We start from the raw sequence: 12,974 nt of genomic DNA, 5'->3' as shown, positions 1-12,974 counted from the left end.
GCCCGATGTCCGAAGCCCCGCCCGCCGCCACCGTCCGTACGCAGGTCACGGTGCCGCTGCGGTTCTCCGACGGATACCGCACCACCGCCCGGGTGTTCTCCTTCGACGGTCTCGTCGACGGCCGGGAACACCTCGCGTTCGGCCTCGGCGACCGGGCCGGCCCCGTCGACGCCGACGCGGCACCCCCGACGCCGCTGGTGCGCCCGCACAGCGAGTGCCTGACCGGGGACGTCTTCGGCAGCCGGCGCTGCGACTGCGGCCCGCAGCTGCGGGAGGCGGTCGAACGCGTCGCCGTCGCCGGCGGCTACCTGCTCTACCTGCGGCAGGAGGGGCGCGGCATCGGCCTGTACGCCAAGCTCGACGCGTACGCGTTGCAGGACGCCGGGCTGGACACCTACGAGGCGAACCTGGCGCTGGGGCACCGGCCCGACGAGCGGGACTACACGGTGGCCGCGCAGATGCTCGCCGCGCTGGGCGTGGACCGGGTCGCCCTGCTCAGCAACAACCCGGACAAGGCCGCGCAGCTGACCCGGCTCGGGGTCGCGGTCGTCGAGCGCGTACCCACCGGGGTGTACCTGTCCGGCGCGAACGCCGGTTACCTGGCGGCGAAGGCCGGGCGTGGCGGGCACGCCCTCGACCTGCCCTTCGTCCGTGACTGAGCGCCCGTACGTCCTGCTCAGCTGCGCGACGTCGCTCGACGGCTACCTCGACGACGCCAGCGGGCAGCGGCTGCTGCTGTCCAACGAGGCAGACCTGGACCGGGTCGACGAGGTCCGGGCCGGCTGCGACGCGATCCTGGTCGGCGCGGGCACGGTCCGCCGCGACGATCCCCGGCTGCTGGTCCGTTCCGCGCGGCGGCGCGCCGAACGCGTGGCGCGGGGCCTGCCCGCCTCCCCGACCAAGGTGACGGTGACCGGCTGCGGCGACCTGGACCCGGCGGCCCGCTTCTTCACGACCGGCGACGCCGAGCGGATCGTCTACTGTGCCTCCCCGGCGGTGGGCAAGACGGGGGAGCGGCTGGCCGGCCGGGCCACCGTGGTGGACGCGGGCGAGCCGGTGGACCCGGCGTGGGCGTTGGCGGACCTCGCGGCCCGGGGCGTCGACCGGCTGATGGTGGAGGGTGGGGCGAACGTGCTCGGGCAGTTCCTCACCGCCGGCCTCGCCGACGAACTGCACCTGGTGTTGGCTCCGTTCTTCGTCGGCGACCGGCGGGCACCGAGGTTCGTCGGCGACGGCAGCTTCCCCTGGCATCCCGGCCGCCGGGCCCGGGTGGCGGAGACCCGCCAGATCGGCGACGTGGTGCTGGTGCGCTACGCGCTGTCGGAGCGCTGCGACGCGGGCTGAGCGGGCACCACCCCGAGCGCCTCGTCCACCCGCTCCAACACGGCGACGTCGTCGTGGCCGACGCCGCGCAGCAGGTCGATGGCGGTGGCCCGGATCTGGCCGACGATCATCGTGACGGGCAGCGCCGGGTCGGCCGCGAGCAGCCGACCGGCGACCCGGACCGCCGTCATGGCCGCCTCGTCGGCGCGCGCCGCGTGGCGGTCGGCGTCCTCGCCGGTGAGGTCGGTCGCCACCGACTCGCCCGCGGCGCGTACGGCGGCGGCCAGGGCGGGCAGCGCGTCGCCCAGCTCCGGCGGCGTCCCGGCGCACAGCCGGGTCAGCGTCACGCCAGCGCGGGCCAGCACCCGGACGTTGCGGACGGCGTAGTCCAGCTGCCGGGTGGTCGCCTCCACGTCGCGCACCTGCCCGACGTGCCGCCGCCGGCGGACGTGGAACCGCAACGTCTCCCCGGTGGCCCGGACCGCCGTGCGCAACTGGTCGACGCAGTCGTCCAGTTCCCGGGCCCGCTCCAGCGCCGCCCGGGCGGCGGTCTCGTCGCAGCGGGCGAGCGCGCCGTCGAGCTCGTCGAGCACGTCGGCCAGGTCGGCGAAGCTCTGCCGGGCCTGGCTGACCAGCGGGGCGAGGGGGTCGCGGGCCGCTAGGAGCTGGCTCGCGGCCAGGGCGACCGCGCCGCCGATCAGCGCGTCGACGAACCGGAAGGGCATCAGCGTGCCGCTGGGTGCGGCGACCGTCACCAGGTACATGGCGGAGACCGCCGCCTGCACCACGAGGGTGGTGCGCGCCCCGATCGCCACCATCAGGCCGGTGGTCAGCGTCAGCACCAGGAAGACGGTGCCGGTGCCGGGGCCGAGCGCGTACACGAGCAGTTCGGCGACGAGCACGCCGGCCGCGACCCCGAGCAGGATCTCCACCGTCTGCCGGACCCGCCGCCCCCGCGCCTCGCCCAGCACGACCAGCGCGGCCGTGGGCGCGAAGAACGGGTCCGGGTGGCCGATCACCCGCGCGGCGAGCATCCAGGCGACGGTCGCGGCGAGCGTCAGCTCGACCACCGACCTGCCGTCGCGCCGGATCCGCCCACCCACGCTCCGCCACCACTGCCGCACCATCCGTACCCCTCTTCCGGCGGGGCGGGCTCCACACCGGACCCGGTCGCCGGGCCGGCGGGGAGGACCGCCCGGCGAGTCCCCGTACCGGTCACACCGGTTCGAGCGTCGCCTCTACCCGCGCCGGGCAGTCGGTAACCGTGCTGGTCACCGCGCTGCGGTTGACCGGCCGTCACCCGGCGGCGGTGCCCGCGCGGGCGGCGGGCGGGCTGTGCATACTTGCGCGGTCGATGTTGTGCCGGCGGGCGGGCCCCCGGCTGCTGCGCGAGGTGGTTGTGGTGGTCGAGAAGACGGCGTCGCGGCGCAACCCGACGGTCGGTGGCGCCGCGGCGATGGCCGACCCGGGGCTGCGGCAGCTGCTGGCCGGCCTGACGGCGGTACGCGACGGTGACTTCGGCACCCGCCTGCCGGAGGACGCCGACGGCCTGCTCGGGGAGATCGCCACCGTCTTCAACGGCATGGTGGACCAGCTGTCGCTGTTCACCTCCGAGGTGACGCGGGTGGCCCGGGAGGTGGGCACCGAGGGCCAGCTCGGCGGCCAGGCCGAGGTGCTCGGGGTGTCGGGCACCTGGAAGGACCTCACCGACTCCGTCAACGCCATGGCGGGCAACCTCACCGACCAGGTACGCGACATCGCCGAGGTGGCCACGGCGGTGGCCCGGGGCGACCTGTCGCAGAAGATCACCGTGGACGTGCGCGGCGAGATCCTGGAGCTGAAGATCACCATCAACACGATGGTGGACCAGTTGTCGTCGTTCGCCGACGAGGTGACGCGGGTGGCCCGGGAGGTCGGCAGCGAGGGCCGCCTCGGCGGCCAGGCCGAGGTGCCCGGCGTGGCCGGCACCTGGCGCGACCTCACCGACTCGGTGAACTTCATGGCCGGCAACCTGACCAGCCAGGTACGCAACATCGCCCAGGTCACGACCGCCGTGGCCCGGGGCGACCTGTCGCAGAAGATCACCGTCGACGCCCGGGGCGAGATCCTGGAGCTCAAGAGCACGATCAACACGATGGTGGACCAGTTGTCGTCGTTCGCCGACGAGGTGACGCGGGTGGCCCGGGAGGTCGGCACCGACGGGCGCCTGGGCGGTCAGGCGCAGGTCAGCGGGGTCGCGGGCACCTGGCGCGACCTCACCGACTCGGTGAACTCGATGGCGGTCAACCTCACCGACCAGGTGCGCAGCATCGCCCAGGTGGCCACGGCGGTGGCCCGGGGGGACCTGTCGCAGAAGATCACGGTCACCGCGCACGGCGAGATCCTGGAGCTGAAGAACACCATCAACACGATGGTGGACCAGTTGTCGTCGTTCGCCGACGAGGTGACGCGGGTGGCCCGGGAGGTCGGCACCGAGGGTCGCCTCGGCGGCCAGGCCGACGTCAAGGGCGTCTCCGGCACCTGGAAGGACCTGACCGAGTCGGTCAACGTCATGGCGGACAACCTCACCGCCCAGGTACGCAGCATCGCCGAGGTGACCACCGCCGTGGCCAAGGGCGACCTGACCCAGAAGATCCGCGTCGACGCGCGCGGCGAGATCCTGGCGCTGAAGGAGACCATCAACACGATGGTCGACCAGCTCTCGGCGTTCGCCGACGAGGTGACGCGGGTGGCCCGGGAGGTCGGCACCGAGGGTCGCCTCGGCGGCCAGGCCCGGGTGTCCAACGTGGCCGGCACCTGGAAGGACCTCACCGACAACGTCAACGAGATGGCCAACAACCTCACCAACCAGGTGCGCTCCATCGCGCTGGTCGCCACCGCCGTCGCGCAGGGCGACCTGAGCCGGCAGATCACCGTGGAGGCCAAGGGCGAGGTGGCGGTCCTCGCCCAGACCATCAACACGATGGTCGGCACGCTCGGCGCCTTCGCCGACGAGGTGACGCGGGTGGCCCGGGAGGTCGGCACCGAGGGCCGCCTCGGCGGCCAGGCCCGGGTGCCGAACGTGGCCGGCACCTGGAAGGACCTCACCGACAACGTCAACTCCATGGCGAACAACCTCACCGGCCAGGTGCGCAACATCGCCCAGGTGACCACCGCGGTGGCCCAGGGCGACCTGACCAGGAAGATCGACGTCGACGCGCGCGGCGAGATCCTGGAACTCAAGACCACCATCAACACGATGGTGGACCAGTTGTCGTCGTTCGCGGCCGAGGTGACCCGGGTGGCCCGGGAGGTCGGCAGCGAGGGCCGCCTCGGCGGGCAGGCCGAGGTCGAGGGCGTCTCCGGCACCTGGAAGCGGCTCACCGAGAACGTCAACGAGCTGGCCGGGAACCTCACCCGCCAGGTGCGCGCCATCGCCGAGGTGACCAGCGCCGTGGCCACCGGCGACCTGACCCGCTCCATCACCGTCGACGCCCCCGGCGAGGTCGGCGAGCTGAAGGACAACATCAACTCGATGGTGGAGTCGCTGCGCGAGACCACCCGGACCAACCAGGAACAGGACTGGCTCAAGACCAACCTGGCCCGCATCTCCGGCCTCATGCAGGGCCACCGCGACCTGGACGTGGTCGCCGGCCTGGTGATGAACGAGCTGGCCCCGCTGGTCTCCGCGCAGCTCGGCACCTTCCTGCTGGTCGACGACGGCCCGGACCGGGCCGGCCTGCGGGTGGTGGGCGGGTACGGGCACGACACCTCCGGCCGCCGGTACGCCCTCGGCGACTCCCTCGTCGGACAGGCCGCGGTGAGCAAGCGGGCCATCGTGGTGGACGCCGTACCGGCCGACTACGTCACGGTCTCCTCCAGCCTCGGCGCCGCCGCCCCGCTGCACCTGGTGGTGCTGCCGATCCTCTTCGAGGACCAGGTGCTCGGCGTCATCGAGCTGGCCAGCATGAGCCGCTTCACCGAGGTGCAGCGCGACTTCCTCGACCAGCTGACCGAGACCATCGGCGTCAACGTGAACACCATCGTCGCCAACGCCCGTACCGACGTGCTGCTCACCGAGTCGCAGCGCCTCGCCGCGGAGTTGCAGGCCCGCTCGGAGGAGTTGCAGGCCCGCTCGGAGGAACTCCAGCGCTCCAACGCCGAACTGGAGGACAAGGCGGCCCTGCTGGCCCGGCAGAACCACGACATCGAGACGAAGAACTCCGAGATCGAGCAGGCCCGCCAGGAGCTGGAGACCCGCGCCCAGCAGCTCGCGCTCGCCTCCAAGTACAAGTCGGAGTTCCTCGCCAACATGAGCCACGAGCTGCGTACGCCGCTGAACTCGCTGCTCATCCTCGCCCAGCTGCTCGCGCAGAACCCGAACCGCAACCTGACCGCCAAGCAGGTCGAGTACGCCACGGTCATCCACTCGGCCGGCACCGACCTGCTTCAGCTCATCAACGACATCCTCGACCTGTCCAAGGTGGAGGCCGGCAAGATGGACATCAACCCGGAGACCTTCGAGCTGGCCGCGCTGCGCGACTACGTCGACGCGACGTTCCGGCCGCTGACCACGCCCCGGGGCCTGGAGCTGGAGATCAGCACGGGGCCGGGCGTGCCGACGGAGCTGCACACCGACGAGCAGCGGCTGCGGCAGGTGCTGCGCAACCTGGTCTCCAACGCGGTGAAGTTCACCGAGAAGGGGCGGGTGCGGCTGCGCATCGAGCGGGCCGCGCCGGGGGAGTTGCCCGAGGGCTCCGCCGAGACCGACACCGTCATCGCGTTCCGGGTGATCGACACCGGCATCGGCATCGCCGAGCAGCACCTGACCGCCATCTTCGACGCCTTCCAGCAGGCCGACGGCACGACCAGCCGGCGCTACGGGGGCACGGGCCTGGGGCTGTCCATCAGCCGGGAGATCGCCCACCTGCTCGGCGGTTGGATCCAGGCGCGCAGCGTGCTCGGGCGGGGCAGCACGTTCACCCTCTACCTGCCCGTCGGGCCGGTGTCCGCCGCGACCGGCGACGCGACGGCCACGGACCGCCCGGCCGGCCCGTTCACGGCAGCGGGCCGGGCCGGCGCGCTGCCCTGGGCGCCGCCGGCCACGCTGCCGCCGGCCGTGACGCTCCAGCCGGGCGAGGTGCGTCGGCTGCTGGTGCTGGAACGTCACGACAAGGGGCTGCTGACGCTGCTCGCGCAGGGCGTCGCGGCGGACCTGGGCGACGCGCATCCGCCGGTGGAGGTTCGCACCGCCGTGGACGTGCCCGCGGCCGTCGAGGCGCTCGCCGGCAGGCGGCACCACCTCCTGGTGCTCCAGCTCGACCTGCCCGACGACGGCGGTACGACCCTGCTCAAGGCGCTGCACGACGATCCGGCGCTGCGCGGAGTGCCCGTGCTCGCGTACCACGGCCACCCGTTGCCGTCCGGCTCGCAGGCCCTGTTGCAGGCGCTGGCCCGCGAGCGGCCGCTGGAGATCCTGCGCAGCCTGGACGACCTGCGCGAGCGGATCGCCCTGCACCTGACGGCGGTGACCCCGGAGCGGGTGCTGCCGTTCGCCCCGGTGCTGCCCGACGTCCGGCCCGCCGTCGACGCCCTGCCCGGCGAGTTGGCCGGCCGCAAGGTGCTGGTGGTGGACGACGACGCGCGCAACGTCTTCGCGCTGACCAACATCCTGGAGCTGCACGGGCTCGACGTGGTCTACGCGGAGAACGGCCGGCAGGGCATCGAGACGCTGATGCGCCACGACGACATCGACCTCGTGCTGATGGACGTCATGATGCCGGAGATGGACGGCTACGCCGCGACGGCGGCGATCCGCGCCATGCCCCGCTACGCCGACCTGCCGATCATCGCGGTGACCGCGAAGGCGATGCACGGCGACCGGGAGAAGAGCATCTCCTCGGGCGCCAGCGACTACGTCACGAAGCCGGTCGACGCCGCCGACCTGTTGCAGTGCATCCACCGCTGGCTGCACGGCTGAGGCCTTCCCCGGCGGGCGGTTGCCGGTGCTCCCCGGGCGGGCGACCGCCCGGGGAGCACCGGTCGGCGCACGCTCAGGGGCGGCCGGCCTCGAAGGTCTCCCGGTCGAGGAAGAGCAGCCGGGCCCGCTTGCCGTCCAGGTCGATCAGCGGGCCGGCGACGAACCCGGTGCGCAGGAGCCGGTCGACCGCCTTCTCGTTGCGCGCGTCCGGCTCCATCACGACGCGCCGGTGTCGCGGGTCGGCGAAGACGAAGTCGAGGAACACGCGCAACAGGGTGCCCGTGAAGCCCCGCTCGACCGCGTCGGGCGGGCCGATCAGCAGGTGGGCCCCGTGGTCGCCGGGCTGGACCGGATAGCACTCGCCGACCGGGTCGGCGGCCGGCTCGTAGGTCTGGAACAGCGCGACGGGTGCCCCGTCGCGGTGCGTCAGCCAGGCGTGGTGGGTGGGCAGCGAGTCGAGGTAGCGGTAGATCTCCTCGACGCGCTCCCGACCGGCGTCGCGCATGCCCCAGAACCGGGCGCGTTCCTGGCTCACCCAGGAGTGGACGAGGTCGATGTCGGTGTCGGGGTCGAGGGGGCGGATCGTCACCCGGCCGAAGCCGTCGACGTCCTGGCGGTAGGTGCTGGCGAGATCACGCATCGTGTGCCACCGTACGGTGATTCCGGTCGATGCGCGAGTAGGTCGACCCCGGGCGCGGCGCCGGCCGGGACGACGCCGCGCACGCCCGTCAGCCGCCGGCGACGGCGAGCGGCGGGGCGCTCGCGGCGGCCCGGCGGCGGGCGGCGGGGACCACCAGGGGGGTGCCGGACTCCGGGTCGTCGATCACGCGGCAGGGCAGCCCGAAGACCTCCTGGACCAGCTCGGCGGTGACCACCTCCCGGGGCGCGCCGGCGGCGACCACCCGCCCCTCGCGCATCGCGATGAGGTGCGTCGCGTAGCGGGCGGCGTGGTTGAGGTCGTGCAGCACGGCGACCAGCGTGCGGCCCTGCTCCTCGTGCAGCCGGGCGCAGAGGTCGAGGATCTCGATCTGGTGGGCGATGTCCAGGTAGGTGGTCGGCTCGTCGAGCAGCAGCAGGGGGGTCTGCTGGGCCAGCGCCATCGCGATCCACACCCGCTGCCGCTGACCGCCGGAGAGCTCGTCGACCGGTCGGTCGGCCAGGTCGGCGACGCCCGTGGCGGCCATCGACTCGGTGACCACCCGCTCGTCCTCGCGCGACCACTGCCGCAGCAGCCCCTGGTGCGGGTACCGGCCGCGGGCGACGAGTTCGGCGACGCCGATGCCGTCCGGCGCGACGGACGTCTGCGGCAGCAGACCGAGGGTGCGCGCCACGGCGCGGGCCGGTTGGCGGTGGATGTCCTCGCCGTCGAGCAGCACCGCGCCGGCGGCCGGCTTCAGCAGCCGGGACAGGGCCCGCAGCAGGGTCGACTTGCCGCAGGCGTTGGGGCCGATGATGACCGTGAAGGAGCGGTCGGGTACGGCGACGCTCAGGTCCTGCGTGATGGTCCGCCGCTCGTAGGCGAGGGTCATCGCGGTGCCGCTCAGCCGGGACTGCATGCTCGGTGCTCCGTTCTCGTCATGGGTGGCCCGTCGGCCGTGCCCGGTCACAGCCGGCCGGCCCGGCGCTCGGTGGCCAGCAGCCAGACCAGGTAGGCGCCGCCGAGCACGCCGGTCACCACGCCGACCGGCAACTGGTGCCCGGGGAACGCCCGCAGGGCGAGCTGGTCGGCGCCGACCAGCAGGACCGCCCCGACGGCCGCCGAGGGCAGCAGGTTCGGCCCCGGGGCCCGGGTCAGCCGCCGCGCGAGGTGCGGCGCGGTGAGGGCCACGAAGTTCACCGGCCCCGCGGCGGCCGCCGCGAGGGAGACCAGCAGCACCGCCGCCGCCAGCACGACCAGGCGCAGCCGCTCCACGCGTACGCCGAGGGCGGCGGCGGTGTCGTCGCCCATCTCGACCAGCCGCATCGCCGGCCCGTAGCCGGCCAGCATGAGCGGCACCAGCACCCCGAGCGCGATCAGCAGCGGTAGCGCGTTCGACCAGCCGCGCCCGTCGAGGCTGCCGGTGAGCCAGAGCACGGCGCGGGCGGCGTCCATCAGCGGGGCCCGGGTGAGCAGCCAGCCGTTGACGCCGGTGAGGATCGCCATGGTGCCGATGCCGACCAGGATCAGCCGGTAGCCGTGCACGCCGCGCCGCCAGGACAGCCCGTAGACCAGCGCGCCGGTGACCAGCCCGCCGACCACCGCCGACGAGGCCAGCGCCAGGCTGCTGCCGCCGAGCACCACCACGACGAGCGCCCCGGTGGCCGCGCCCTGGGTGAAGCCGAGCATGTCGGGGCTGCCCAGCGGGTTGCGCACCAGCGACTGGAAGACGGCGCCGGCCAACGCCAGCGCGGCGCCGACGCAGAGCGCGGTCACCACCCGGGGCAGCCGCAGCTCGGTGACGATGAACTCCTCGGCCGGGGTGCCCTGACCGGTGAGGGCGCGCAGCACGGCGGCGGGGCTCATCGGGTAGTCGCCGGTGCCGATGGCGAGCACGCTCAGCGCCAGGGCCAGCAGCACGCAGGTGACGCCGACGGCGATGGCGCGGGGGCGCAGCCGCAGCGACAGTCCGTCGCGGACACGGAGTGTGATCACGGGTGGGCCACCCGTCCGCGCAGCACCAGCCAGAGGAAGAGTGGCCCGCCCGCCACGGCGGTCACGAGCCCGACCTGGAGCTCGCCCGGGCGGCTCAGCACCCGGCCCAGCACGTCGGCGCCGAGCAGCAGCACCGGCGCCAGCACCGCGCAGTACGGCAGCAGCCAGCGCAGGTCGGGGCCGGTGAGCGCGCGTACCAGGTGCGGCACCAGCAGCCCGACGAAGACGATGGGCCCGCAGGCGGCGGTGGCGGCGCCGCAGAGCAGCGTGATCGCCGCGATGACCGCGCCCCGGATGAGGGCGGGCCGGGCGCCGAGGGCGCGCGCCGCGTCGTCGCCGAGGGCGAGGGCGTTGAGCGGTCGGGCGACGGCCAGGGCGACCAGCAGGCCCGCCGCCATGAACGGCGCGACCGTGCCGACGGTCGACGGTTCGGCGCTGGCCAGCGAGCCGACCGTCCAGAACCGCAGCCGCTCCAGCGACGCCGTGTCCATCAGCATCACCGCGCTGACGTACGAGTAGAGGGTGGCGTTGAGCGCCGCGCCGGCCAGGGCCAGCCGGGCGGGGGTGGCCCTGCGGCCGCCGCCGACCGCGTACACGGCGGCGGTGACGGCAGCCGCGCCGAGCAGCGCGAACCACACCTGCCCGCCGACGCCGCCGATGCCGAACAGCAGCGCCCCGGTGGCCACCGCCGCCGCGGCGCCGGCGTTGATGCCGAGCAGGCCGGGGTCGGCGAGCGGGTTGCGGGTCAGCGCCTGCATGACCGCGCCGGCGACGCCGAGCGCCGCCCCGGCGAGCAGGCCGAGCAGCGTACGCGGCAGTCGCATCCGGTGCACGACGGCGTACTCGGCGGCGTCGCGGTCAAGCAGGCCCTGCCACACGTCGGTGAGGGGGAGCTGTTTGGCGCCCACGGCGATGCTGAGCACCGCGACGGCCGCGAGCAGCAGCACCGACGCCGCGAGCCCGGCGGCGCGCAGTGCGGCCCGGCCGGGCCGGCGTACGGCCGGCGGTGCCGGCGGGGCGCCGACGCGGGGGGAGAGGGTGGCGGACAGTGTGGGCTCCGATTGGTGCGGAATTCCGAACGGGACTTGACAGCGGTTTAGGTTAGGTTAACCTAACCCCGCTGTCCATGGTCATTCGCCCGACCCTGATCGAAAGACACCGCCATGCCGCATCCCGTGTCCGCCCGCCGCCTCTCCCGCCGGGGCCTGCTCGCCGCCGGTGGCGCCGCCACCCTGGCAGCCCTGCTCGCCGGCTGCGGCGGGGACGAGGACTCCGCCACCCCCGCCGCCAAGGGCTCCGAAGGGCCGTGGTCGTTCACGGACGACCGTAACGAGAAGGTGAGCGCCCCCGCCCGGCCGACCCGGGTGGTCGCCTTCACGGGGGTCGCCGCCGCGCTGGTCGACTTCGGGCTCGACAAGCAGATCGTCGGGGTGTTCGGCGAGACGAAGCGCTCCGACGGCAGCAAGGACCCGCAGGCCGGCGACCTCGACGTCGAGTCCGTGGAGATCCTCGGCAACGTCTGGGGCGAGTTCAACCTGGAGAAGTACGCCGCCCTGCGGCCCGAACTGCTCGTCACCCACATGTACGACCCGGGCGCCTTCTGGTACGTGCCGGACGAGAGCAAGGGCAAGATCCTCCCGCTCGCCCCCACCGTCACCGTCACCACCGCCCGGGTGCCGATGACCAAGCCGATCGAGCGGTACGCGCAGCTCGCCGAGTCCCTCGGCGCCGACCTGTCCGCCAAGAAGGTCACCGACGCCAAGGCCCGCTTCGAGGCCGCCGCCGAGTCGGTCCGCCAGGCGGTCAAGGCCAACCCGGGCATCAAGGTGCTCGCCTGCTCCGGCAGCCCCGACCTGTTCTACGCCTCCAACCCCAAGGTCAGCACCGACCTGATGTACTTCGCCGAGCTGGGCGTCGACATCGTCGTCCCCACCAAGCTGGAGGCCGGCGACTACTTCGAGGCGCTGAGCTGGGAGAACGCGGGCAAGTTCCCGGCCGACCTGCTCCTGCTCGACAACCGCAGCACCGCCCTCCAGCCCAAGGACCTGGCCGCCAAGCCGACCTGGCAGCAGCTGCCGGCCGTCAAGGCCAACCAGGTCGCCGCCTGGGACGCGGTGCCCCGCTTCTCGTACGCCGGCGCCGCGCCACTGCTGGAGAACCTGGCCACCGCCATCAAGGGCGCGAAGAAGGTCACGTCGTGAGCACCGCCGTCGCCGTGCAGTACCGTCTCTTCGCCGCACAGGTCGTCGGCGCCCGCCGCGTCGGCGCCTCCCTGGTCCGGGTCACCTTCGGCGGGCCGGAGCTGGCCGACTTCGCCGGCGGCGGCCGGGACCAGAGCGTCTCGCTGTTCCTGCCGCACCCCGGTCAGCCCGAGCCGGTGCTCCCCGTCGAGGCGGGGGAGGACTGGTTCGGCGCCTACCGGGCCATGGACCCCGACGTGCGCGCGGTGATGCGCTCGTACACCATCCGGGAGCAGCGCCCCGAGGCGGCCGAGGTGGACATCGACTTCGTCAGCCACGGCGACACCGGCCCCGCCTCCCGCTGGGCCCGGCACGCCCTGCCGGGCGACCGGGTGGTGCTGCTCGGCCCCGCCGTGCACGACAACCGCAGTGTCTGCTTCCGGCCCCCGGTCGGCACGGACTCGGTCCTGCTGGTGGCCGACGAGACGGGACTGCCGGCCGCCGCCGGGATCCTGGCCTGGCTGCCGCCCGGCACCCCGGTGCGGGCCTGGATCGAGGTCCCCGACGCGGGAGACATCCAGGAGCTGCCCACCGAGGCACGGGCCGAGGTGCGCTGGATCGTGCGGGGCGGCACCGCCCCGGGCAGCAGTCTGCTGGCCGACGCGGTGCGCGCCGCCCGGCTGCCGGCCGGCAGCCCGTACGCCTGGATCGCCGGCGAGTCCTCGATGGTGCGCTCGGTGCGCCGGCACCTCGTGGGCGAACGCGGCCTGGACCGCCGCCACGTCACCTTCTCCGGCTACTGGCGCCGGGGCACCTCCGAGGACGCCCTGCGCGCCGAGGCCGCCGTCAAGGCCGCCGCCTGACCGACGCCGTCGCGTGC

General features: G+C 74.0%; 10 protein-coding genes. 5 read left to right on the top strand and 5 right to left on the bottom strand.

The annotated features are described in order from the left end of the window. The first annotated feature begins 5 nt into the window (after positions 1 to 5). Together CLT72_RS08760 and CLT72_RS08755 are read left to right on the top strand one after the other, a co-directional pair. Positions 6 to 659 carry a GTP cyclohydrolase II gene (locus tag CLT72_RS08760; RefSeq protein WP_101410679.1) on the top strand — a complete coding sequence of 218 codons (654 nt, stop codon included), beginning with the start codon at positions 6 to 8 and terminating at the stop codon, positions 657 to 659. Further along, positions 652 to 1,344, top strand: a complete 693-nt coding sequence (locus CLT72_RS08755) for a RibD family protein (protein WP_101410677.1) — start codon at positions 652 to 654, stop codon at positions 1,342 to 1,344. Before CLT72_RS08760 ends, CLT72_RS08755 begins: the two co-directional genes overlap by 8 nt. Here the strand turns inward: CLT72_RS08755 and CLT72_RS08750 are convergent. Continuing rightward, entirely contained in the window at positions 1,311 to 2,450 is a 1,140-nt protein-coding gene (locus tag CLT72_RS08750) for an FUSC family protein (RefSeq protein ID WP_101410675.1), read from the bottom strand. The two genes, CLT72_RS08755 and CLT72_RS08750, sit on opposite strands and share 34 nt — an antisense overlap. Before the next feature lie 137 nt (positions 2,451 to 2,587). Between CLT72_RS08750 and CLT72_RS08745 the strand changes: the two genes are divergently transcribed. After that, a complete protein-coding gene (locus tag CLT72_RS08745) occupies positions 2,588 to 7,282 on the top strand; it encodes a HAMP domain-containing protein (RefSeq protein WP_486484201.1) in 4,695 nt (1,564 codons plus the stop codon). Positions 7,283 to 7,355: 73 nt separating this feature from the next. Here CLT72_RS08745 and CLT72_RS08740 read toward each other — a convergent pair whose 3' ends face one another. The 4 genes from CLT72_RS08740 to CLT72_RS08725 form a co-directional block, all read right to left on the bottom strand. Then, the gene (locus tag CLT72_RS08740) at positions 7,356 to 7,922 is read right to left on the bottom strand and encodes a GNAT family N-acetyltransferase (RefSeq protein WP_101410673.1); all 567 of its coding nucleotides are present in this window, start codon (positions 7,920 to 7,922) and stop codon (positions 7,356 to 7,358) included. A gap of 88 nt (positions 7,923 to 8,010) precedes the next feature. After that, on the bottom strand, positions 8,011 to 8,838 hold the full coding sequence (locus tag CLT72_RS08735; protein ID WP_101410671.1) for an ABC transporter ATP-binding protein: 828 nt from the start codon (positions 8,836 to 8,838) through the stop codon (positions 8,011 to 8,013). A gap of 47 nt (positions 8,839 to 8,885) precedes the next feature. Continuing rightward, entirely contained in the window at positions 8,886 to 9,914 is a 1,029-nt protein-coding gene (locus CLT72_RS08730) for a FecCD family ABC transporter permease (RefSeq protein WP_101410669.1), read from the bottom strand. Continuing rightward, complete coding sequence (locus CLT72_RS08725; protein ID WP_486484368.1) at positions 9,911 to 10,987, bottom strand: FecCD family ABC transporter permease; 1,077 nt, start codon at positions 10,985 to 10,987, stop codon at positions 9,911 to 9,913. Before CLT72_RS08725 ends, CLT72_RS08730 begins: the two co-directional genes overlap by 4 nt. A gap of 90 nt (positions 10,988 to 11,077) precedes the next feature. Between CLT72_RS08725 and CLT72_RS08720 the strand changes: the two genes are divergently transcribed. Both CLT72_RS08720 and CLT72_RS08715 read left to right on the top strand, forming a co-directional pair. Then, positions 11,078 to 12,115, top strand: a complete 1,038-nt coding sequence (locus CLT72_RS08720) for an ABC transporter substrate-binding protein (protein ID WP_088999867.1) — start codon at positions 11,078 to 11,080, stop codon at positions 12,113 to 12,115. After that, positions 12,112 to 12,957 (top strand): siderophore-interacting protein, encoded by an 846-nt coding sequence (locus tag CLT72_RS08715; RefSeq protein WP_101410665.1) that lies wholly within the window; start codon positions 12,112 to 12,114, stop codon positions 12,955 to 12,957. The genes CLT72_RS08720 and CLT72_RS08715 overlap by 4 nt, the downstream gene beginning before the upstream one ends. The last annotated feature ends 17 nt before the right edge of the window (positions 12,958 to 12,974 follow it).

It is taken from the genome of Micromonospora sp. CNZ309 (assembly GCF_002846525.1).
The sequence above is the reverse complement of the archived record's forward strand: the minus strand, read 5'-3'. Positions and strand labels throughout refer to the sequence as shown.

What these genes read in the sequence shown, in the direction of transcription:
- CLT72_RS08760 (WP_101410679.1), top strand. Translation starts at nt 6, where the DNA reads ATGTCCGAAGCCCCGCCCGCCGCCACCGTCCGTACGCAGGTCACGGTG.
- CLT72_RS08735 (WP_101410671.1), bottom strand. Translation starts at nt 8,838, where the DNA reads ATGCAGTCCCGGCTGAGCGGCACCGCGATGACCCTCGCCTACGAGCGG.
- CLT72_RS08720 (WP_088999867.1), top strand. Translation starts at nt 11,078, where the DNA reads ATGCCGCATCCCGTGTCCGCCCGCCGCCTCTCCCGCCGGGGCCTGCTC.
- CLT72_RS08740 (WP_101410673.1), bottom strand. Translation starts at nt 7,922, where the DNA reads ATGCGTGATCTCGCCAGCACCTACCGCCAGGACGTCGACGGCTTCGGC.
- CLT72_RS08750 (WP_101410675.1), bottom strand. Translation starts at nt 2,450, where the DNA reads ATGGTGCGGCAGTGGTGGCGGAGCGTGGGTGGGCGGATCCGGCGCGAC.